Origin of the sequence: Morganella morganii (genome assembly GCF_019242955.1) — a bacterium.
In the GTDB taxonomy this organism is placed as follows: domain Bacteria; phylum Pseudomonadota; class Gammaproteobacteria; order Enterobacterales; family Enterobacteriaceae; genus Morganella; species Morganella sibonii.
Window position 1 is genome coordinate 3,475,240 of the sequence record NZ_CP066129.1, and the last position, 19,527, is coordinate 3,494,766.

The following is a 19,527-nucleotide window of genomic DNA, read 5'->3' on the forward strand; positions in this document are numbered from 1 at the left end:
GTCACCGCTGCGGATCAGTTCAGCGGTGATGAAGTTCCGTCTTTGTGCCATTCAAATACGCCGAACTCGAAGCCTTTCAGATCCCCGTTTGGTGTCCAGCTCAGTTCGCCCATGACGGTTTCAACCGGCTTGCCTTTCAGGTCGGCGGCCAGATCAGCCGGTTCCATGCTGCCGCTGCGCTGCATAGCGGTGGTCAGAGACTGTAATGCGGCATAGGTTGTCCAGACGAACGGCCCGGTCGCATCCAGTTTTTTCGCTGCCAGAGCATCCACCACCGGTTTGTTGGCAGGAACCTGATCATAACGTTTCGGCAGCGTTACCAGCATGCCTTCGGAAGCGTCACCGGCAATATTGGAGAGTGAAGAGTTACCCACGCCTTCCGGCCCCATAAAGCGGATATTCAGTCCCGCCTGTTTTGCCTGACGTAAAATCTGTCCCATTTCCGGGTAGTAACCGCCGAAATAGACAAAATCCACATTCTCTTTCTTCAGACGCGCCACCAGCGCGGAGAAATCTTTATCACCCGCCGTCACCCCTTCAAACAGCACTTCTTTCACTCCGGCCTTGTTCAGATTGTCTTTCACTGAACGCGCCAGACCTTCACCGTACTGCTGTTTGTCATGTACCACGGCAATGCGCTGCGGCTTCACTTTTTCGAGGATATATTTTGCCGCGGTCGGCCCCTGGTCAGAATCCAGTCCGGTGGTGCGCATAATCAGACTGTAACCGCGCGTGGTTAAATCCGCATTGGTTGCCGCCGGGGTGATCATCAGAATCCCTTCGTCTTCATAGATATCTGATGCAGGCTGTGTGGAGGAGGAGCAGAGATGACCGATAACATAGCGCATACCGTCATTGATGACTTTGTTGGCCACCGCTACCGCCTGTTTCGGATCACAGGCATCATCGTATTCGGTGATCACCAGTTTGTTGCCGTTAATGCCGCCTTTGGCGTTGATATCCTCAACCGCCTGACGGGCACCGGTAAATTCCATATCACCGTATTGTGCGACCGGCCCGGACATTGCCCCCACCACCGCAACTTTAATATCTTCAGCGCACGCCGCTGCACTTAATGCACAGGATACAGCCCCGGCGATCATCGCCATTTTCATTTTTATCTTCATCGGAAAATCCCCATCGGTTAGCATTGCAGTGACCGGACGGTCAGCTTGCGCGGTATTTTTTTTGCAGTTACCGTATAATGAGTCGCATTACATTAATTAATGCTTTATTTTCATACCATTAAACAGGATTTTTATTCTGGAAAGCAAATCAGAAAAGGAGATTATTGCATCATTAACAGGATAATATCTGGTTGTGATCGGGTGTTTTTTCGGCAAAAAACAGTGTTATAAACTGGTTAATGATTCGTTAAGTATTACTTAATGCGGAAATTCATCACCGGAAAAATAGTTTTCCCCACTATTCCGATAGTAATTATCTCCCTTTATTATTAGATTCAACCGGCGAAGTATTAACCCGTTATCTGATTCAGTTTACTGATTGATTTCTCCGGATACGGGTTTTCTGTTCACTATGACTGATGGAATGGTCCGCGCCATGAATAAACTAACAGGCATGTTTCTGCTCATTTTTGCGTTTCCGCTGACCGGCACAGCAGCAGCACCCGGCCGGTGCAATGATGCAGCCCGGGATATTAACCAGCAAAATACATTTATTATTACCGGCACAAAATATAACGGGCCGGTAAAATCAATCACGATCACCTCTTACCGCTCGATGGGACTTATCCTGTGGGTGAAAGAAAAACTGCACTTCAATGCCTGCGGTGCGCTGACCCGGTATGATTATGAATACCGGGAAATGTCGATGGAAGAAAGCCAGGTGCCGATTACCCAGACCACGCAAATCGTCCCGGAAAAACCGGATCAGGCCACTGTCATCATCAGTAATGTGATCCCGGGCGGCAGCATGCTGAGTACGCATATTGACCAGCAATACACCCGGAATGACGAAAACCGGATCGTCGGCCTGGCTGAATCCTATAAAACCGCACCGGACAATCAATCCTGGCAGTCAGAAACCCGCTACCGTTATCAGAATAACCAGCTGGTTTCAGAGAAAGAGACTGAAAACGGTGAAACGCGGATCAAGGTTTATCATTATGACAATAGCGGGCTGCTGACTGATATCGACCAGCCGAACGTAATGACACAGCAATATACCTATAACGAAGATAACCAGGTCGCCGGTGTCACTCAGAAGCTGCCGACGTTCTGGGGGAAAAGTGCCTATTCCTACACCTGCTATAAATGGGATCAGTACGGAAACTGTGAATTGCAGACGATGATCAAAGCGATTCAGTTAGAAGGTTCTTCTGCTATTCAGAGCAGCGGGATCACGCTGGAGTCCCGTTACGAATATTACTGATAAAAAACCGGAGCGAAGCCCCGGCTGAGATTGCTGACAAAGCAGGATCAAACGTGGTTTTTCCTGGTTTATTTTTACAACCACTGTCGGTCGTCGCCAACCCCTGCGGGTTTGTCAACGGCCTGAACCGGGGCGAAGCCCCAGCCGTTATTTTTCTCAGTCGTTTTCTTTTTTTATACGATTTTCATCGCCAGTACCGCAGCAATATTACGGGCGGTGACTTCAATATTGACCGCCGCCTGTGCCAGTGCCTCATCCAGAGTACAGATCCGCGGGATCACAGAGAATACGGCATCAATACCGTGTTCATGAACAACGGCATAGTCGTCGCTCATCCCGCCAACCAGCGCGATCACCGGAATTCCGCGGGCTTTTGCGGCTTTCGCCACACCCGCCGGGGTTTTCCCCTGAATCGTCTGGCTGTCCATCCGCCCTTCCCCGGTGATCACCAGATCGGCATCTTTCACCACATTGTGCAGATCCAGTGTCTCTATCACCATCTCAATACCGGGCTGCATCCGGGCATCAAGCCACGCCATCAGCGGAACCCCCATGCCCCCTGCCGCACCGGCACCGGCGATACCACTCAGTGATTTTCCGGTCAGTGATTCAATGACCTCCCCGTAGTGACGCAGAGCCTCATCCAGTTCGCTGACCATCGCCGGTGTCGCGCCTTTCTGTGGTCCGAAAGTGGCGGATGCGCCTTTCGGTCCGCACAGCGGATTATTCACATCACAGGCCACCACAAATTCCGTTTTCGCCAGGCGCGGGTCCAGCCCGGACAAATCCGCGGAAGCCAGTTTTGCCAGCGCACTGCCGCCGAACGGCAGTGAATTTCCCTGTTTATCACGGAATACCACCCCCAGCGCCTGCATCATACCGGCACCACCGTCATTGGTGGCGCTGCCGCCGATTCCGAGGATAATTTTTTCCGCACCGTCATCCAGCGCCGCGAGGATAAGCTCTCCGGTACCGAACGTCGTGGTTACACGCGGATCGCGCTGTGCAGGCGGCACCAGATGTAATCCGGATGCCGCCGCCATTTCAATAATGGCTGTTTTTCCGTCGCCGGACAGCCCGTAAAACCCGGTCACTTTATTCCCCAGCGGGGCTGTGACGTCTGTTTCTTTTAATTTTCCCTGTGTGGCTTCAATAATGGAGACAACCGTCCCCTCACCGCCGTCTGCCATCGGCAGTTTGATGTACTGCGCATCCGGAAAAACAGTTCTGAAACCCGCTTCAGCGGCATCCGCAACCTGAAGGGCGGTCAGACTTTCTTTGAATGAATCCGGTGCAATCACTATTTTCATACTTAATTCCTTTACCCGCCAAACCCGAAGACACCAAAAATCAGAGTGGATACAATCGCAATCACCAGACCCACCATCGTTTCGTAAGGCAGTAATTTCAGACGCTCATGAACCTGCATATTGACACTGCCGCCGGTTGCATGGAAGAAGCTGCCGTGCGGCATCTGGTCGAGCACAACCGCACCGGCGTGGATCATCGCCGCCCCTGCCAGCGCACTCACACCCAGGTCAAGCAGTGTTGAGCTGAATACCGCAGACGCCACTGCCGTACCCGCTGTGGTGGATGCGGTTGCCATGGACATCAGAGCACCGGAAATCGGTGCCAGCAGATAGGATGGCAGTCCGGACGCAGTCAGACCGTTAATTAACACATCTTTCAGACCCGAGTTGGCGATAATTCCCGCCAGGGTTCCTGTCCCCAGCAGCATAATCGCCACCGGCGCCATCCGGCTCAGTCCGGAGGTAATAAAGTGATTGGACTGGCGGAAGCGTCCCATGATCAGCGCACCGGCCAGACCGCCCACCGGCAGGGCGATCAGCGGATCAATGCTGATACCGGCAACCGGACGCAGTGACAGCAGGAAAATAGCCACCAGCGGTGCACTCATTGCCGCCCAGAATCCCGGTAATTTGCCGTCATGATGCGCCGCAATCAGCTCTTCCTGTGTCACTTTCGAGCCACGGTGAACCAGGCGTTTCGCCAGGAAGTACGCCACGATCAGCCCGAAAATTCCCGGGATAATCCCCGCCGCCATCAGCGATGTCAGCGGTACGTTAAAGTTATCTGCCGCCGCAATGGTGTTCGGGTTCGGTGACATCACGTTACCCGCTTTACCGCCGCCGATCATCGCCAGAAGAATCGCCATTTTGGACAGATCCGCGCGGTGCGCAATCGCCAGTGCAATCGGTGAAACGGTGATAACAGCCACGTCGATAAACACACCGACCGCCGTCAGTAACAGGGTCGCCACAGCCAGCGCCAGCAGCGCCCGCTTTTCGCCCACTTTGCGGACAATGGTTTCCGCAATGGTATTTGCCGCACCGGACTCAATCAGTACCCCGGCCAGCACACCGGCTGCCAGAATACGCAGCACCGCGTTAGTGATCCCCTGAGCCCCGGTGACCATCAGTGTCACCGTCTGCACCAGATCTACCCCGCCGACCAATCCTCCGGCCAGCGCCCCCGCCATCATCCCGTATACCGGCGGTACTTTTTTCAGTATTAATCCTATCGCCACGACCAGCGCAACCATTGCGCCCAAAGCTGAAACCGTCACCATGTGCAGACTCCTGCTGTAATTATGATTATTTGAACAGAACAGGATGCATTATGGCGGCTGCCGGTGAGTTAAGCTTGAGAGGTTCCGACAAAAAAGAACGGACTGAAATTGCGTATTTTGTGCAAACACACAAATCAAAGATCGGTCAAAATACCGAAATAAAGCTGAATTATCGTTTCTAATCTATTGATATTTAAGCCAGTAATCGATTCAACACGCTGAAGGCGGTAACGGAGGGTATTTGTGTGAATATGCAGCATTTTTGTGGTTTGAGACAGATCACAATTCTGATCAAAATACGTTTTCAGGGTATGGCACAGCACACGGCGGGAGTCCTCTGATTTCAGTTTTTGCCAGGCAGAGGCCAGTTCAGCCGCCTGCCAGCTCTCCTGAAATCCCTGTAATAACGCAGGTAATTTGACTTCATCGTAAAAAATGGTTTTCTGACGACTGTAAGCCGGTGTCTGCCCCAGTTGCTGCACGGCACAGGCGCTCTGCCAGGAGCGGTGCAGGCCGTTGTGCCCGTGAAAAAAACCGCCGACGTACATCAGCAAATCCGGCAGCTGACGCCGCAGTACCTGCAACTGCTTCTGTACCGGGGAGAGCGGCTGAAAATCCGCATCGCAGGCCACCGGTTTAAGCACCACGAGGGAATTGATCCCCCGGATACTGACCAGCAGATCCATTTTCAGATTATCAATATATTCCACCAGACGGTGAAACTGTTCATGATCCGGCGCGGGCAAAGCGAGGATCAGGGCAATGCGGGGTTTATCGGGGGAGATCCCGAGATAGGCTGCGATGGATTTTACGGACTGCGGCTGCTGCTCCGGACTTATCAGCTGGCTGACCAGCTCATCACGATAACGGCGATCCCACTGGGATTTTTCCAGCAAATCCGCCTGCTCCAGCACCAGTTCCGCCGCCATGCGCACCAGCTCGGCGTAGTTGCGCACCTCATCCGGTTTACCGGAAATCCCGACCACACCGACCATGGTATCGCGGAAAATCACCGGCAGGTTAATTCCCGGTTTCACGCCTTTCAGCGTGGCAGCCGTCGCCTCATCAATTTCCACGATACGGTTTTCCGTCAGCGCCAGCACCGCACCTTCGTGGCGCTGATTCACCCGCTGCGGATCACCGGAGGCAATAATTACCCCCTGTGCGTTCATCACATTGACGGAGTAACTGAGGATTTGCATCGCCCGCTGAACAATCAGCCGGGCGGTTCGCTGATCGAGCTGAACCGGTGTCATATCAGGATTGATTCTGTGCCTGTTGTGCGGCCGCAATCGCGGATTCAATGGCTTTTTTTGCCAGCGGACTGTTGCGCCAGCAGGTGGAGCCGGTAAGTGCGGCACCGGCACTCAGCAGGGATTGCGCATCAGCGGCGGCAAGCTGATTCAGATCGGAAAAACCCATTTGTTCCAGGCGTTCAATCACTTTGCTGCCCACACCTTTGACCGCCAGCAAAACCGCTTTGTCTTCAGACGAAAAAGCCATAATATCTCCGTCAGTGATTATCAGAAAATAATATGGCTACCATAGCAGATTGCGGCGGAAACGGGAGCATTGTTATCAGCCCTCAATCGCCTCACGCAGTTTTTTCATGGCATTCTTTTCCAGCTGACGGACGCGCTCTGCGGAAACGCCGTATTTATCCGCCAGTTCCTGAAGCGTTGTTTTGTTATCATCATCCAGCCAGCGGGCCCGGATAATATCGCGGCTGCGCTCGTCCAGTGAATCAATCGCCAGGGTGAGTTTATCCGTGGCATGGCTGTCCCAGTTATCTTCCTCAATTTCATCGGCGAAATCAGAGGATTTATCTTCCAGGAACAGTGCGGGTGCCACAACCGGATGGTCGCCGTCATCGTCGTCGGACATATCAAATGCCATGTCCTGTGCCGCCATGCGGGATTCCATTTCCAGCACATCTTTGCTGGTTACCCCCAGCTCTTTCGCCACCATTTCCACTTCGTCCTGGTTAAACCAGCCCAGACGTTTTTTGGATTTGCGCAGGTTAAAAAACAGTTTGCGCTGTGCTTTGGTGGTGGCAATTTTGACGATGCGCCAGTTGCGCAGCACATATTCGTGAATTTCAGCTTTGATCCAGTGAACCGCAAACGACACCAGACGCACACCCATTTCCGGGTTAAAGCGGCGCACGGCTTTCATCAGCCCGATGTTGCCTTCCTGGATAAGATCCGCCTGAGGCAGGCCATAACCTGAATAGCTGCGGGCAACATGGATAACAAACCGCAGGTGTGACATGATCAGCTTTTTCGCGGCCTCAAGGTCGCCGTCGTAATACAGACGCTCAGCCAGCTCTTTTTCTTCTTCGGCTGTCAGCATCGGATACTGGTTAGCTGCCCGGATATAGGCCTCAATGCTCCCTTGCGGAACTAAAACAGGGAATTGCGTATCTTTAGTCATTCAGTCCTCAGTACAAATAAAAATGACGTCGGCAGACGGTAATGGTAAATAGTGTACAACACAGGACAGAGTTACGCCTATCACTTAGTGCCGGCGTTGTCATTTGGTTGAGTATAAACCGGTGATGCGGGATATCCGGCGGGTCATTTCCCCGCCGGATAATGACAGGGTTACTGCGGCATAAAATTGCGCAAATGGCGGACAGTCGCCAGCCAGGCGGCGATCCAGCCAATCATACCGGAAACCAGCACAATCAGCAGTGCTTCATCCCAGTCCAGACCGCTCAGTGTAAATGTTGTGCCAAAAATTTTGGAAACATCAGTCACCACATCGCCCAATTTCCAGACAAGTAATGACGACAGCACCAGGGACAGCACAGCACCGAACGCCCCGAGCAGCATCCCGCCGTTAAGGAACGGACGCAGAATAAAGCCGTCTGTCGCACCGATCAGTTTCATCACATTAATGGTTTCGCGGCGGCTGAAAATATTGAGCCGCACACTGTTGCCGATCACCAGGAACAGCGCGACAACCATCAGTATCCCGATCAGGGAAGCTATCTGCCCGACCAGTCCGGTCAGTGCCGCCAGCCGCGCAAACCAGCTGTCATCCATGCGCACCTCATCAATCCCGGACAGGGCAGTGACACGATCACGCAGGGTGGAGAGTGTTTCGCTGCTCTGCATATCCACTTTCGGTGTGACAATCGCCACCGCCGGCAGCGGGTTCTCTTCCAGCATATCCAGCGCGGTGCTGAAACCGGACCAGGCCCGGAATTCTGTTATCGCCTGGTCGCGGGAGAGATAATTGACACTCTCCACGCCATCGAGCGCTTTCAGCTCATCCGCCAGTTTTTGTCCGCCCTGTTCATCCAGGCCCTTGTCCAGATAAACGGTCAGCTGCGGGGTCGGATACCATTGTTCCGCGGCATGACTGACGTTTTTCCAGACAATATAAAATACACTCGGCAGTGTCAGGGAAATGGCAATCACCATGACGGTCAGCAGTGTTGACAGCGGCTGGCGCAGCATATCGCCCAGCGTGTTAACCCATGCGTGCCGCCACTGTTCCCGCCAGCCGCCTTTCAGTGCTTTGGCTTTGGACGGCATTTTTTTTGCCGGTTTACGCGGTTGCTTAGCCATGATGACCTCCCGCCATACGTCCCTGACTCAGCGTCAGAACGCGGTAATTACGCCGTTCAATCAGCATGATATCATGCGTCGCCATCAGAACGGTGACACCCACCCGGTTAAACTCTTCAAACAGCCGTAAAATACCCTCTGACAGCTCGCTGTCCAGGTTACCGGTCGGTTCATCCGCCAGCAGTACCATCGGTTTATTCACCACCGCACGGGCGATCCCCACACGCTGTTGTTCACCGCCGGAAAGCTGTACCGGGAAGTTACGGGCCTTATCCAGCAGACCGACTTTATCCAGTGCGGCACTGACGCGCCGCCGGATATCTTCCTGACTGGCACCGGCGATGATCAGCGGCATCGCCACATTGTCATATACCGTACGATCCAGCAACAGATGGTGATCCTGAAAAATCATGCCGATTTGGCGGCGCAGGAAAGGCACTTCACGGTTTTTCAGACGGCTGATATTGTGGCCGTCAAATAAAATGGTGCCGTCACTGGGTCGCTCAATCCCACAAATCAGTTTCAGCAGGGTACTCTTCCCTGCGCCGGAATGGCCGGTCAGGAATACCATCTCCCCCGGGCGGACATGAAAATCCACCCCCTGGAGCGCCTGGCGGCCGCCTAAATAGGCTTTACTGACGTGTTCAAAGCGAATCATGGATGATTAATCCTCCCGGGCAAAAAGTGCCTCAATAAAATCACCGGCTTTGAAAGGACGCAGATCTTCGATACCTTCACCCACCCCGATATACCGGATAGGAATACCGAACTGGTCAGCAATGGCAAAGATCACACCGCCTTTCGCCGTTCCGTCAAGTTTGGTCAGAGTCAGCCCGGTCAGCCCGACCGCTTCATTAAAGAGACGTGCCTGGCTGACGGCATTCTGTCCGGTGCTGGCATCTAATGTCAGCATAATTTCATGCGGGGCATCTTCATCAAGTTTCTTCATCACCCGCACGATTTTCTTCAGTTCTTCCATCAGGTGTGCTTTGTTTTGCAGACGCCCTGCGGTGTCGGCAATCAGCACATCAACCCCTTTGGCTTTTGCGGACTGAATGGCATCAAAAATAACCGAGGCCGGGTCCGCACCGGTGTGCTGTGCCACAACCGGAATGTTATTGCGATCACCCCAGACCTGAAGCTGTTCCACTGCCGCCGCACGGAAGGTATCCCCGGCAGCCAGCATGACAGATTTACCCTGAGCCTGATACTGACGCGCCATTTTACCGATAGTGGTGGTTTTACCGACGCCGTTGACGCCGACCATCAGGATCACATACGGTTTTTTATCTTCAATTTCCAGCGGTTTGTCCACTGTCGCCAGGATCTCACCCATTTCCTCGCGCAGCTTAACAAATAACGCTTCCGCATCTTTCAGATCACGGCGGCTGGCATGCTGAGTCAGACTGGTGATAATTTTGCGGGTGGTTTCCACGCCGACATCCGCCACCAGCAGTTGTTCTTCCAGTTCTTCAAACAGATCATCATCGATCTTTTTGCCGCGGAAGATCCCGAAGAAACCGGAGCCGATATTCTCACGGGTGCGTACCAGACTGCGTTTCAGACGGGCAAAGAAACCCTCTTTTGCCGGTCTTTCCTGCGTATCCGCCGGTGCAGGCGATTCATGTTCAATCAGCTCAGCATCCTGTGCTTCTGCTTCCGCTTCTGCAAGACGGCGTGCTTCTTCCTCTTGCGCAAGGCGCTGTTCTTCTGCCGGGCGTGCCTGCTCAGCCGCTTCAGCCTCACGCTGTTTCTGTTCTTCCGCTAAACGCTGCTGTTCTGCGGCTTCTTCTTCCGCACGGCGCTTATCTTCCGCGATACGCTGCTGTTTTGCCGCTTCCGCATCACGCAGTGCCTGCTCTTCAGCCCGGCGCCGTTCTTCGGCTGCACGGTGCTGTTCAGCCGCCAGTGCTTCCGCCTGACGTTTTTCTTCCGCGATGCGCTGCTGTTTAGCTTCTTCCGCAGCACGCAGTGCCTGCTCTTCCGCGCGGCGCTGTTCTTCAGCCGCACGACGCTGCTCTGCGGCCTGCTCTTCCGCCTGACGTTTTTCTTCCGCGATGCGCTGCTGTTTAGCGGCTTCCGCATCACGCAGTGCCTGCTCTTTTATCCGGCGCTGCTCTTCTTCCGCGCGCTGCTGCTCCGCTGCCTGTAATTCGGCCTGACGTTTTTCTTCCGCAATGCGCTGCTGTTTTGCGGTTTCCGCATCACGCAGTGCCTGCTCTTTTATCCGGCGCTGCTCTTCTTCCGCACGCTGCTGCTCCGCTGCCTGTAATTCGGCCTGACGTTTTTCTTCCGCAATGCGCTGCTGTTTAGCGGCTTCCGCATCACGGACAGCCTGTTCTTTCAACCGGCGCTGTTCTTCTTCCGCACGCTGCTGCTCCGCTGCCTGCGCTTCCGCCAGCCGTTTTTCTTCCGCCAGACGCTGCTGTTCTGTAATTTCAGCGTTACGACGCGCCTGCTCCTGTGCAAAGCGCTGTTGTTCTGCAGCTTCAGCATCACGACGAGCCTGTTCTTCCGCCAGACGGATCTGTTCAGCCGCTTCAGCATCACGGCGGGCCTGTTCTTCTGCCTGGCGCGCTTCTTCCGCTGCTTGTGCATCACGGCGGGCCTGTTCTTCCGCCTGACGCGCTTCTTCCGCTGCTTGTGCATCACGGCGGACCTGCTCTTCTGCCAGACGGGCTTCTTCAGCCGCTTCTTCATCACGGCGGGCCTGTTCTTCCGCCAGACGGATCTGTTCAGCCGCCTGTGCCTGCTCTTCCGCTAAACGCGCCTGTTCTTCCTGAGCCGCCTGTTCCTGCTGCGCCTGTTCATCATCTTTACGGCCAAAACCCAGCCAGGAAAAAAAACCTTTTTTCTTTTCTTTTGCCACAGCCACTATACTCCTTGCATACTGCCGCCCGTCACCTCCCGGCACGGTATGTCCGGAAAATCCTGAGCAGATATGGCGTCTTTATCATCAATAATTGCGAATCAGACGCAGTCTATCATTTCACAGGATGGTTGCGCATCGGCTTTCCGTAATTTCATATTAAATTTAAACGAATTTTTACAAAACCTGCGTATAATATTGCGCTGTTTTCCCGTCTGTTATTCATATTTTTGAATTAATAATTTCAGAATTAATAAGTTGCGAAGGTTATGGTTAAAAAAGCTCAAACCGCACCACAAGGGCAGATCCGCATTATCGCCGGTCTCTGGCGCGGACGAAAACTGCCGGTTCTGACACATGACGGCCTGCGCCCGACCACTGATCGCGTGCGCGAAACCCTGTTTAACTGGCTGATGCCGGTGATTAACGGCGCGCGCTGTCTTGATGCGTTCGCGGGCAGCGGTGCACTCGGTTTTGAGGCGCTTTCCCGCTATGCCGCCGCCGTGACATTTACCGAGCTCAACCGCACCGTTGCGGCTCAGATCAGCGCCAATGCCCGTCTGCTCAAATGTGAACAGGCCACTGTCGTTAACCAGAGCGCCCTGCAATTTCTGGCGCAACCGGGAACACCGTTTGATGTCGTGTTTCTCGACCCGCCGTTCCGTAAAGGTCTGCTTCAGGAAACCGTTGATTTACTGGAGACAAACAACTGGCTCAGTCCGGATGCAATGATCTACATTGAAGCCGAGTCTGAATCAGACACACTGGTTGTTCCGGGTAACTGGGTGTGCCACCGGGAGAAGGTGGCCGGTCAGGTTGCGTATCGTCTTTATCTGCGTCAGACGCAGACGACTGAACAGGAGTCCGTATGTTCCTGATTAATATTGGCCGGGTACTGATGCTGGCCGTCTGGGGTTTTCTGATTTTCAGCCTGGTGCATCCGTTCCCGAAACCGCTGAATATCTTTATGCATATCGCCACTTTTTTCATGGTGGTGATGCACGGCCTGCTGATGTCACTGTTTAACGCCGGTCAGCCGCAGGACAGGAAACTGACCGCCGCCGGTAAAGTGCGTGTCTTTTTATTCGGCGTGTTTGAACTGCTCGTCCTGCTGCGCCGCCAGCAGGCAGAACTGAAAAACAAACCGGCGGATGATAATCAGGATAAATCCTGATCAGCGCAGCGGTTCATAACGGATAAACCGTGTCCCCTGCATTGACAGCGTTCCGCGTGAATGCAGGGCTATCTCCTTATACTCATCCTCTTTGATGTACACCACGATAGTTTTCCCCGACAGTGGCGTGAAATGCACTTCATAACGGAAGGTTTCCGGGAAGACCACATCCCGCTCACGGGAGCGCATATTCGGGTACGGATAATCCTTTTTCTCTGTCACGGTGACCTGATATGTCGCCACCGCAGCGTGATCATTTACCTCATTTTGTTTGCGCTGTTCGAAGAAGCGCCGGGTCGCCAGCACAATGATCAGGGCGGCCACAATAAAACCTAACAAACCGAATTTGTTCATGGGTAAGGTTGTTTTCCTGCAATCTGGTTGATCGTGTTCTGTAAATACGGGATATTATCAGATATTCAGGTGTTAATCGCCATCAACATACCTCAAGGACACCCTATGAATTGGCCATTTATTGCTGTACTTTTTTCCGGCTGGCTCTATATCGACGCCGCCTACCGGGGACCAAACTGGCAGCGCTGGGTTTTCCGTCCCGTCACCCTGCTGCTGTTACTGCTGTGGGCGTGGAGCGGGGATTACGGGCTGGATATCTCCGGGTATCTGGTGTGTGTCGGGCTGTTAGTGGCCATTGTGTCCGATACCATCCGTCTGGTTGCTGATAATAAAATCGACCTGTCGCTGTATACCAGCGCCGTATTTTATCTGCTCTATGCCCTGAGTTTCGCTCTGCTCAATAATTTCACCTTCTATATTCCGCTGATGATTGCGGTACCGGTGATTGCCGTTGCAGTGCTCGCGCTGCTCTGGTACAAACTCGGCGATCACAAAGTGCCGGTGATGACGGCGCTGCTCAGTGCTCTGGTCATGGCCTGGCTGGCCGGAGAACAGTTCTTCGGGCTGGGAACCGATTACAACTTCTCCCTGATGATCGGGGCATTCTGTCTGGTGCTGAACCTGATCCTGTGGATGATTAACCGCTTCCTGTTTACGTTTAAATTGGCCAAAGCGATTTACTCCACCTTCTATTTCCTCGGACATTTCCTGATTGTCCGTGCCATCACGCTGATGTAATTCTGCTCCCCCGTAACAGGAGCGCACAATTTGCCAATAATTATGCGCCCCTGTTGTTGACTCTGGAGTAGACTCCAATGTGTACACTTCCTGTTAATGAGAAAAATTAACATCAACTCACCGTTGAACAGGGAGGTGTTTATGCACCCGAACAAAGAACTTCATGAGCACACTCATAACAGCAGTTGCTGCAGCAGCAAATCTGCCTGCACCACCGGCGGGAAAAGTGAGTCACAGGCTCATCAGCCACACGACCATTCCGCACACGATCACAGTGAGCATGAGCATCCGGAACACGACGACGATGAGTCCCGTGCGCATGGTCATGCCCCGCACGATCATGCGCATTCTGAACACGACCATGACCACGCCGGTCATGAACACGCACACGGCAGTTGCTGTTCACACGACAGCGCCGCCGCGGATGATACCGCTCTGCCTGAATTAAGCGGCAGCCAGCGCTGGAACTGGCAGGTGGAAGGAATGGACTGCCCGAGCTGTGCGCGCAAAATTGAAACCGCCGTTCTGAAAATTGCGGCAGTTACCCAGGCAAAAGTGTTGTTCGCCACGGAAAAACTGGTGGTGGATGCCGCCGGGGACGTCCGCGCAGACGTGACCAGTGCCGTACAGCAGGCCGGGTTTACGCTCTGGGATCTGAACGGCAGCACTGCCGCGCCGAAGAAGAAAGAAGAGCAGAGTCTGCTGAAACAGGCGTCACCGATGCTGATCCTGGCTGTACTGATTGCTCTCAGCTATGCCCTGGAGTTTGTAAATCCGGTACTGGGCAAATACGCCTTTATTGCATCAACCCTGATCGGGCTGTTCCCGATCGCCAAAAGCTCGCTGCGGCTTATCCGCTCCGGCACACCGTTTGCGATTGAAACGCTGATGACGGTTGCGGCAGCCGGTGCCATTGTTATCGGTGCCACCGAAGAAGCCGCCATGGTGATCCTGCTGTTCCTGCTGGGCGAAATGCTGGAATCCTATGCGGCAGGCCGCGCACGGCGGGGAGTCAGTGCGCTGATGGCACTGGTGCCTGAAGATGCGGTAGTGATTAAAGACGGGAAAAAAGTGTCTGTCCCGGTTGCACAGCTGCGTCCCGGCGACATTATTGAAATAGCACCGGGCGGTCGTCTGCCGACAGATGCTGAGCTGCTCAGCGAGTTTGCAAGCTTTGACGAAAGTGCCCTGACCGGGGAATCCGTACCGGTTGAGCGGGCGTCAGGTGAAAAAGTGGCGGCAGGTTCACTGTCTGTCGACCGCGCAGTGCAGATGAAAGTAGTCTCCGAGCAGGGTCAGAACGCCATCGACCGTATTCTGACACTGATTGAGGAAGCGGAAGAGCGCCGTGCGCCAATCGAGCGCTTTATCGACCGCTTCAGCCGCTACTATACGCCGATGATTATGCTGTTCTCCGCCCTGGTGATTGTCATACCACCGCTGTTTATGGGCCAGGAATGGTATCCGTGGATCTACCGCGGTCTGACACTGCTGCTGATTGGTTGTCCGTGTGCTCTGGTAATCTCCACTCCGGCTGCGATTACCTCCGCGCTGGCCGCCGCCACCCGTCGTGGTGCGCTGATTAAAGGCGGTGCCGCACTGGAGCAGCTGGGTACGGTAACGACTGTCGCACTGGATAAAACCGGTACGCTGACAGAAGGTAAACCTCAGGTCACTGATATTGTGGCACTGAATAATCACAGCGATGCGGATGTGCTGACTTATGCCTCCGCCGTGGAAAGCGGGTCACATCACCCGTTAGCCAAAGCGATTCTGGAGCGTACCGAAGCTGAGGGTCTGACCATCACCGAAGCGGAAAACCGCAAAGCCCATGCCGGTAAAGGGGTTGACGGGGAGCTCAACGGTGTGACCATCCTGGTCAGTGCTCCGGGAAAACTGGCTGACGGCCTGCTGACGGATGCCGCTGCGGCAGATGTCACCCGGCTGGAAAATGAAGGAAAAACGGTCGTTGCCGTCGTTGCAGATAACCAGCTGACCGGACTTATCGCCATGCAGGATACCCTGCGCAGTGATGCGGTGGAGGCTATCGCACAACTGAAAGCGATGGGTGTCAGCGCCGTGATGCTGACCGGGGATAACCCGCGTGCAGCCGCCGCTATCGCCGGTACCATCGGTATGGATTTCCGCGCCGGGCTGATGCCGGAAGATAAAGTCAAAGCGGTGATGGCGCTGAATAATGAGCACCACACCATGATGGTCGGTGACGGTATTAATGATGCCCCGGCAATGAAAGCAGCCAGTATCGGCGTTGCCATGGGCAGCGGGACCGATGTGGCGCTGGAAACCGCCGATGCCGCACTGACTCACAACCGCCTGACCGGTATTGCCGAGGTGATTACGCTGTCGCGGGCTACCCGTAAGATTATCCGTGAGAACATCACTATCGCACTGGGTCTGAAAGCGGTGTTCCTGGTCACCACCCTGATGGGACTGACCGGTCTGTGGGTTGCGGTTCTGGCTGACTCCGGTGCAACCGCGCTGGTCACCGCCAACGCCGTCCGCCTGCTGCGGGTTATGAAAAAATAACCATGGGTTACTGACTGGTTACTGACTGAAAAGGGATGCTGCGGCATCCCTTTTTTTATCTCACCACCAGAATCGTGGCTTTGATATGTTTGAGATAGGCCACAATCGTGAAGGTGACAATGACCAGCAGCGACCAGGATGCCCATTTCCCGGCATGCACTGTTGCCCATGCGCCAATCTGATTCGGGTACTGCCAGACACCGAAAAAAGTACCGAAGTTTTCCGCCAGCCAGATAAAAAAGCCAATCAGCACAAAACTCAGCAACAGCGGCATTTTGCGCTCTTTATCATACGGCGTGAAATACACCATGGTCCGTGCATACAAGCCGAGAATAAAAGCGGTGAGATACCAGCGGTAATCACCGATAAAATGATGGGCAAAGAAATTGACATAAATTGCCAGCGCAATCAGCGTGGCCAGCCAGTACGGCGGGAAATTTTCGATCCTGACCTTCAGAAAACGCCACGCCTGGATAACATAGCTGCCGACAGCCGCATACATAAATCCGGTGAACAACGGCACATTCCATAATTTAGTATACGCCTCATCAGGATAACTCCATGAACCGATAGCGGATGATGTCTTGAATAACTCCATGACAAACCCCACCACATGGAAAATACAGATGGCTTTCAGTTCATCCGTGGTTTCCAGTTTTTTCCACACCATCACGGCCTGAAACAGTACCGCCAGGATCAGCAGAAAATCATAGCGGGGAATTCCGGCCACACCGGCGGCCGGTACCAGAAAAAGAGCAAGAAAGAAGAACGCCGCAAACAGACACGCCCGCGCCTCTTTCAGGCCGAAAAACCAGAATTCAAGAACAAACCGGCGCCAGCCGGTCAGAGAAGAGTGTTTCTGTGCCAGCAGAAAGGTATCAAAGCGGTCAAGCATGGTTCAGTCCCTGAAGGAAGGATTACAGCGCGCTCTCTTTTTTGCGGATCAGGTAGCGGTACGGCGCGGTTTCAGCATCCTGAGCCACCAGCTCATGCTCCATAAAACGGCAGAATCCCGGGATGTCGCGTGTGGTTGCCGGATCATCCGCCACCACCAGTAAGACCTCACCGGTATTCATTCCGCGGATGGTTTTGCGCACCAGCATCACCGGCTCCGGGCAGCGCAGCCCGAGTGTGTCGAGTGTTTTATCGGCACAGGAAAAAGTATCAGACATCATGATTGTCCTGTTAAGTAACGAATCTGCGAATTATACCGGAAATAAAAATCTGACGCCTGTTTCTCTGTTTTTGCTTCCGCCTGTTAAAAATTGATATTTATTCCGCGGTGACTCTCCGGCAGGCTCAAATCCCCGTCGCTAAAGGAAATAACCGATGAAAAAACCATTGAAATCTCTATTACTGACCGCAATGCTGGCCTCTGTTCTGGTCATTCCGCATACGGCGGATGCCTGTACCCGTTTTGTTTATCACGGCAAAAATGATCTGCATATGACAGCCCGCTCAATGGACTGGTCAAAACCTGCCGGCACTAATCTGTGGATCTTCCCGCGCGGCATGCACAGAGAAAGCGTCCCCGGCAATCAGGGCATATCATGGACATCCCGTTACGGCAGTGTGATTGCAACCGCTTATGACATGGCAACAGTCGACGGTATGAATGAAAAAGGTTTATCCGCCAATCTGCTCTGGCTGGAAGAAACCCGTTACCCGCCGAACCACCCGGGCACGAAAATCATGCCGGTTTCAATCTGGGCTCAGTATATCCTCGATAACTTTGCCACCGTGAAAGAGGCTGCTGAGGCGTTAAGAAGAGAAGAATTTATTGTTGTTACCGATAAAGAGCCGGGCAGAGACCGGCAGGTATTACTGCATTTATCGGTTTCTGATGCCACCGGTGACAGCGCGGTTATTGAGTATACTGACGGGAAACTGGTGATTTATCAGGGTGATGATACCGATGTGATGACCAATTCCCCGGTATTCAGTGACCAGCTGGCTCTCGGCCGCTACTGGGAAGCCGCAGATGGTCTGAAAGTACTGCCCGGCTCACGCCGTTCGGAAGACCGCTTTGTCAGCGCAAAATTTTATAACAGCCGTATCCCGGAAAATTTATCCCGCGATGAGGCGCTTGCCGCCGTACTCAGTGTGATCCGCTATACCTCCGCGCCTTACCGGTCAGCACAAACCCGGAATGCGGTTGTCAGCGGTGAGGTTGATCCTCTCTCTTCCACCCGCTGGCGCACAGTGGCAGATCACCGGAACAAGCGCTACTTCTTTGATGCCGTGATGGCATCTGCGGTGATTTGGGCGGATTTCAGTAATATCGATTTTTCAGCGCAAACAGGAACAGTCAGGAAGCTGAACTTAGGGAATAACCAGCAGCATCTGTTCAGCGGCAGTGTGACACCGTATTTCCGGGAAGCCGAACCGTTCAGGTTCGCCTTACCCGGTGATGAAGCAGTGCCGCATTATCCGCTGCGGTAACCGGAGACTCTCCCCGGTATACCGCGGAGAGAGTCCTTTGCTTTTGTTGCGCAAACGACGTATTATTGCGCCCGAGATTATTGGGTTCCCTCACCCCAACCACCAAAAAGGTACAATATGTTTGATTTATCTGCCCGCCAGCGGCGCACCGCGCTTGTCTGGTTATCACTTTTTCACATTCTGATCATTACCTCCAGTAACTACCTGGTGCAGTTGCCGATCACGATTTTCGGCTTCCATACCACCTGGGGGGCATTCACGTTTCCGTTTATTTTTCTGGCAACCGATCTGACCGTCCGTATTTACGGCGCGCCGCTGGCACGGCGGATTATCACGTCAGTTATGATCCCGGCACTGGCCATTTCCTATGTGGTTTCCGCCCTGTTCTTTCAGGGGGCATGGGCCGGTGTTGAGGCACTTTCGCATTTCAACCTGTTTGTGGCGCGGATAGCAGCCGCCAGTTTTATGGCATATGCCCTCGGGCAGATTCTGGATGTGAGTGTCTTTAACCGTCTGCGTCAGAACCGCCGCTGGTATGTGGCACCGGCTGCCGCCATGTTTGTCGGTAATCTGATCGATACCCTCGCCTTCTTCTTTATTGCTTTCTGGCGCAGTACCGATCCGTTTATGGCAGCAAACTGGGTGGAAATTGCGCTGGTGGATTACAGTTTCAAAGTCATCATCTGCATGCTGTTCTTCCTGCCGGCTTACGGCGTGCTGCTCAATCTGATCCTGCGCTCTTTTTTTGCGCAACGCGCTGACGGCTCCCTGCCCGCACATCACTGATTGTTCATTTTTCTGACATGCAGAGGCGCTATCCTGCCTCTGCGCTGTCGTCTGTATC

The 19,527-nt window shown here is 53.7% G+C and carries 19 protein-coding genes; 7 read left to right on the forward strand and 12 right to left on the reverse strand.

Going from position 1 to position 19,527, the window contains the following annotated elements:
• Nucleotides 1-14: 14 nt before the first annotated feature.
• Nucleotides 15-1,127 (reverse strand): branched-chain amino acid ABC transporter substrate-binding protein, encoded by a 1,113-nt coding sequence (locus JC793_RS16355; protein ID WP_218426698.1) that lies wholly within the window; start codon nt 1,125-1,127, stop codon nt 15-17.
• 436 nt (nt 1,128-1,563) lie between these two features.
• Between JC793_RS16355 and JC793_RS16360 the strand changes: the two genes are divergently transcribed.
• The gene (locus tag JC793_RS16360; protein ID WP_166708565.1) at nt 1,564-2,394 is read left to right on the forward strand and encodes a hypothetical protein; all 831 of its coding nucleotides are present in this window, start codon (nt 1,564-1,566) and stop codon (nt 2,392-2,394) included.
• Nucleotides 2,395-2,567: 173 nt separating this feature from the next.
• Here the strand turns inward: JC793_RS16360 and JC793_RS16365 are convergent, their stop codons facing one another.
• From JC793_RS16365 to ftsY, 8 genes are all read right to left on the reverse strand, one after another.
• On the reverse strand, nt 2,568-3,704 hold the full coding sequence (locus JC793_RS16365) for a glycerate kinase (RefSeq protein ID WP_166708566.1): 1,137 nt from the start codon (nt 3,702-3,704) through the stop codon (nt 2,568-2,570).
• Between the two features lie 11 nt (nt 3,705-3,715).
• Entirely contained in the window at nt 3,716-4,984 is a 1,269-nt protein-coding gene (locus JC793_RS16370) for a GntP family permease (protein WP_218426701.1), read from the reverse strand.
• A 134-nt stretch (nt 4,985-5,118) separates the two neighbouring features.
• Nucleotides 5,119-6,240: a sugar diacid recognition domain-containing protein gene (locus JC793_RS16375; RefSeq protein ID WP_218426702.1), complete on the reverse strand. Its 1,122-nt coding sequence runs from the start codon at nt 6,238-6,240 to the stop codon at nt 5,119-5,121.
• A gap of 1 nt (nt 6,241) precedes the next feature.
• Nucleotides 6,242-6,487, reverse strand: coding sequence for a Pathogenicity locus (locus JC793_RS16380; protein WP_046893050.1), 246 nt, complete (start codon nt 6,485-6,487; stop codon nt 6,242-6,244).
• 75 nt (nt 6,488-6,562) lie between these two features.
• Entirely contained in the window at nt 6,563-7,417 is an 855-nt protein-coding gene (gene rpoH, locus JC793_RS16385) for an RNA polymerase sigma factor RpoH (protein WP_046893051.1), read from the reverse strand.
• Between the two features lie 170 nt (nt 7,418-7,587).
• Nucleotides 7,588-8,559 carry a permease-like cell division protein FtsX gene (ftsX, locus tag JC793_RS16390; protein WP_052926641.1) on the reverse strand — a complete coding sequence of 324 codons (972 nt, stop codon included), beginning with the start codon at nt 8,557-8,559 and terminating at the stop codon, nt 7,588-7,590.
• Nucleotides 8,552-9,217 carry a cell division ATP-binding protein FtsE gene (gene ftsE / locus JC793_RS16395; protein WP_046893053.1) on the reverse strand — a complete coding sequence of 222 codons (666 nt, stop codon included), beginning with the start codon at nt 9,215-9,217 and terminating at the stop codon, nt 8,552-8,554. The genes ftsX and ftsE overlap by 8 nt, the downstream gene beginning before the upstream one ends.
• A 6-nt stretch (nt 9,218-9,223) precedes the next feature.
• A complete protein-coding gene (ftsY, locus tag JC793_RS16400; RefSeq protein ID WP_218426704.1) occupies nt 9,224-11,428 on the reverse strand; it encodes a signal recognition particle-docking protein FtsY in 2,205 nt (734 codons plus the stop codon).
• Between the two features lie 269 nt (nt 11,429-11,697).
• Here ftsY and rsmD point away from each other — a divergent pair, with 269 nt between their 5' ends.
• Nucleotides 11,698-12,306 (forward strand): 16S rRNA (guanine(966)-N(2))-methyltransferase, encoded by a 609-nt coding sequence (gene rsmD, locus JC793_RS16405; RefSeq protein WP_166708568.1) that lies wholly within the window; start codon nt 11,698-11,700, stop codon nt 12,304-12,306.
• The gene (locus tag JC793_RS16410; protein WP_046893055.1) at nt 12,297-12,602 is read left to right on the forward strand and encodes a DUF1145 family protein; all 306 of its coding nucleotides are present in this window, start codon (nt 12,297-12,299) and stop codon (nt 12,600-12,602) included. The genes rsmD and JC793_RS16410 overlap by 10 nt, the downstream gene beginning before the upstream one ends.
• Here JC793_RS16410 and JC793_RS16415 read toward each other — a convergent pair whose 3' ends face one another.
• Nucleotides 12,603-12,956 (reverse strand): DUF2500 domain-containing protein, encoded by a 354-nt coding sequence (locus JC793_RS16415; RefSeq protein ID WP_166708569.1) that lies wholly within the window; start codon nt 12,954-12,956, stop codon nt 12,603-12,605.
• Between the two features lie 105 nt (nt 12,957-13,061).
• Between JC793_RS16415 and JC793_RS16420 the strand changes: the two genes are divergently transcribed.
• On the forward strand, nt 13,062-13,694 hold the full coding sequence (locus JC793_RS16420) for a lysoplasmalogenase (RefSeq protein ID WP_046893057.1): 633 nt from the start codon (nt 13,062-13,064) through the stop codon (nt 13,692-13,694).
• 141 nt (nt 13,695-13,835) lie between these two features.
• Entirely contained in the window at nt 13,836-16,241 is a 2,406-nt protein-coding gene (locus JC793_RS16425; protein ID WP_218426706.1) for a zinc/cadmium/mercury/lead-transporting ATPase, read from the forward strand.
• 55 nt (nt 16,242-16,296) lie between these two features.
• On the opposite strand, the gene JC793_RS16430 is transcribed toward JC793_RS16425, so the two are convergent.
• Together JC793_RS16430 and tusA are read right to left on the reverse strand one after the other, a co-directional pair.
• Nucleotides 16,297-17,136 (reverse strand): DUF817 domain-containing protein, encoded by an 840-nt coding sequence (locus JC793_RS16430; protein ID WP_218426708.1) that lies wholly within the window; start codon nt 17,134-17,136, stop codon nt 16,297-16,299.
• 22 nt (nt 17,137-17,158) lie between these two features.
• A complete protein-coding gene (tusA, locus tag JC793_RS16435) occupies nt 17,159-17,413 on the reverse strand; it encodes a sulfurtransferase TusA (RefSeq protein WP_143972206.1) in 255 nt (84 codons plus the stop codon).
• Between the two features lie 157 nt (nt 17,414-17,570).
• Between tusA and JC793_RS16440 the strand changes: the two genes are divergently transcribed.
• Together JC793_RS16440 and JC793_RS16445 are read left to right on the forward strand one after the other, a co-directional pair.
• A complete protein-coding gene (locus tag JC793_RS16440; RefSeq protein ID WP_166708572.1) occupies nt 17,571-18,683 on the forward strand; it encodes a linear amide C-N hydrolase in 1,113 nt (370 codons plus the stop codon).
• Between the two features lie 117 nt (nt 18,684-18,800).
• On the forward strand, nt 18,801-19,469 hold the full coding sequence (locus JC793_RS16445; protein ID WP_166708573.1) for a 7-cyano-7-deazaguanine/7-aminomethyl-7-deazaguanine transporter: 669 nt from the start codon (nt 18,801-18,803) through the stop codon (nt 19,467-19,469).
• Nucleotides 19,470-19,527: the final 58 nt, after the last annotated feature.

Excerpts from the sequence above, each read along its gene's own strand:
- JC793_RS16355 (WP_218426698.1), bottom strand. The coding sequence starts at position 1,127 with ATGAAGATAAAAATGAAAATGGCGATGATCGCCGGGGCTGTATCCTGT.
- JC793_RS16360 (WP_166708565.1), top strand. The coding sequence starts at position 1,564 with ATGAATAAACTAACAGGCATGTTTCTGCTCATTTTTGCGTTTCCGCTG.
- JC793_RS16365 (WP_166708566.1), bottom strand. The coding sequence starts at position 3,704 with ATGAAAATAGTGATTGCACCGGATTCATTCAAAGAAAGTCTGACCGCC.
- JC793_RS16370 (WP_218426701.1), bottom strand. The coding sequence starts at position 4,984 with ATGGTGACGGTTTCAGCTTTGGGCGCAATGGTTGCGCTGGTCGTGGCG.
- JC793_RS16375 (WP_218426702.1), bottom strand. The coding sequence starts at position 6,240 with ATGACACCGGTTCAGCTCGATCAGCGAACCGCCCGGCTGATTGTTCAG.
- JC793_RS16380 (WP_046893050.1), bottom strand. The coding sequence starts at position 6,487 with ATGGCTTTTTCGTCTGAAGACAAAGCGGTTTTGCTGGCGGTCAAAGGT.
- rpoH (WP_046893051.1), bottom strand. The coding sequence starts at position 7,417 with ATGACTAAAGATACGCAATTCCCTGTTTTAGTTCCGCAAGGGAGCATT.
- ftsX (WP_052926641.1), bottom strand. The coding sequence starts at position 8,559 with ATGGCTAAGCAACCGCGTAAACCGGCAAAAAAAATGCCGTCCAAAGCC.
- ftsE (WP_046893053.1), bottom strand. The coding sequence starts at position 9,217 with ATGATTCGCTTTGAACACGTCAGTAAAGCCTATTTAGGCGGCCGCCAG.
- rsmD (WP_166708568.1), top strand. The coding sequence starts at position 11,698 with ATGGTTAAAAAAGCTCAAACCGCACCACAAGGGCAGATCCGCATTATC.
- JC793_RS16410 (WP_046893055.1), top strand. The coding sequence starts at position 12,297 with ATGTTCCTGATTAATATTGGCCGGGTACTGATGCTGGCCGTCTGGGGT.
- JC793_RS16415 (WP_166708569.1), bottom strand. The coding sequence starts at position 12,956 with ATGAACAAATTCGGTTTGTTAGGTTTTATTGTGGCCGCCCTGATCATT.
- JC793_RS16420 (WP_046893057.1), top strand. The coding sequence starts at position 13,062 with ATGAATTGGCCATTTATTGCTGTACTTTTTTCCGGCTGGCTCTATATC.
- JC793_RS16425 (WP_218426706.1), top strand. The coding sequence starts at position 13,836 with ATGCACCCGAACAAAGAACTTCATGAGCACACTCATAACAGCAGTTGC.
- JC793_RS16430 (WP_218426708.1), bottom strand. The coding sequence starts at position 17,136 with ATGCTTGACCGCTTTGATACCTTTCTGCTGGCACAGAAACACTCTTCT.
- tusA (WP_143972206.1), bottom strand. The coding sequence starts at position 17,413 with ATGTCTGATACTTTTTCCTGTGCCGATAAAACACTCGACACACTCGGG.
- JC793_RS16440 (WP_166708572.1), top strand. The coding sequence starts at position 17,571 with ATGAAAAAACCATTGAAATCTCTATTACTGACCGCAATGCTGGCCTCT.
- JC793_RS16445 (WP_166708573.1), top strand. The coding sequence starts at position 18,801 with ATGTTTGATTTATCTGCCCGCCAGCGGCGCACCGCGCTTGTCTGGTTA.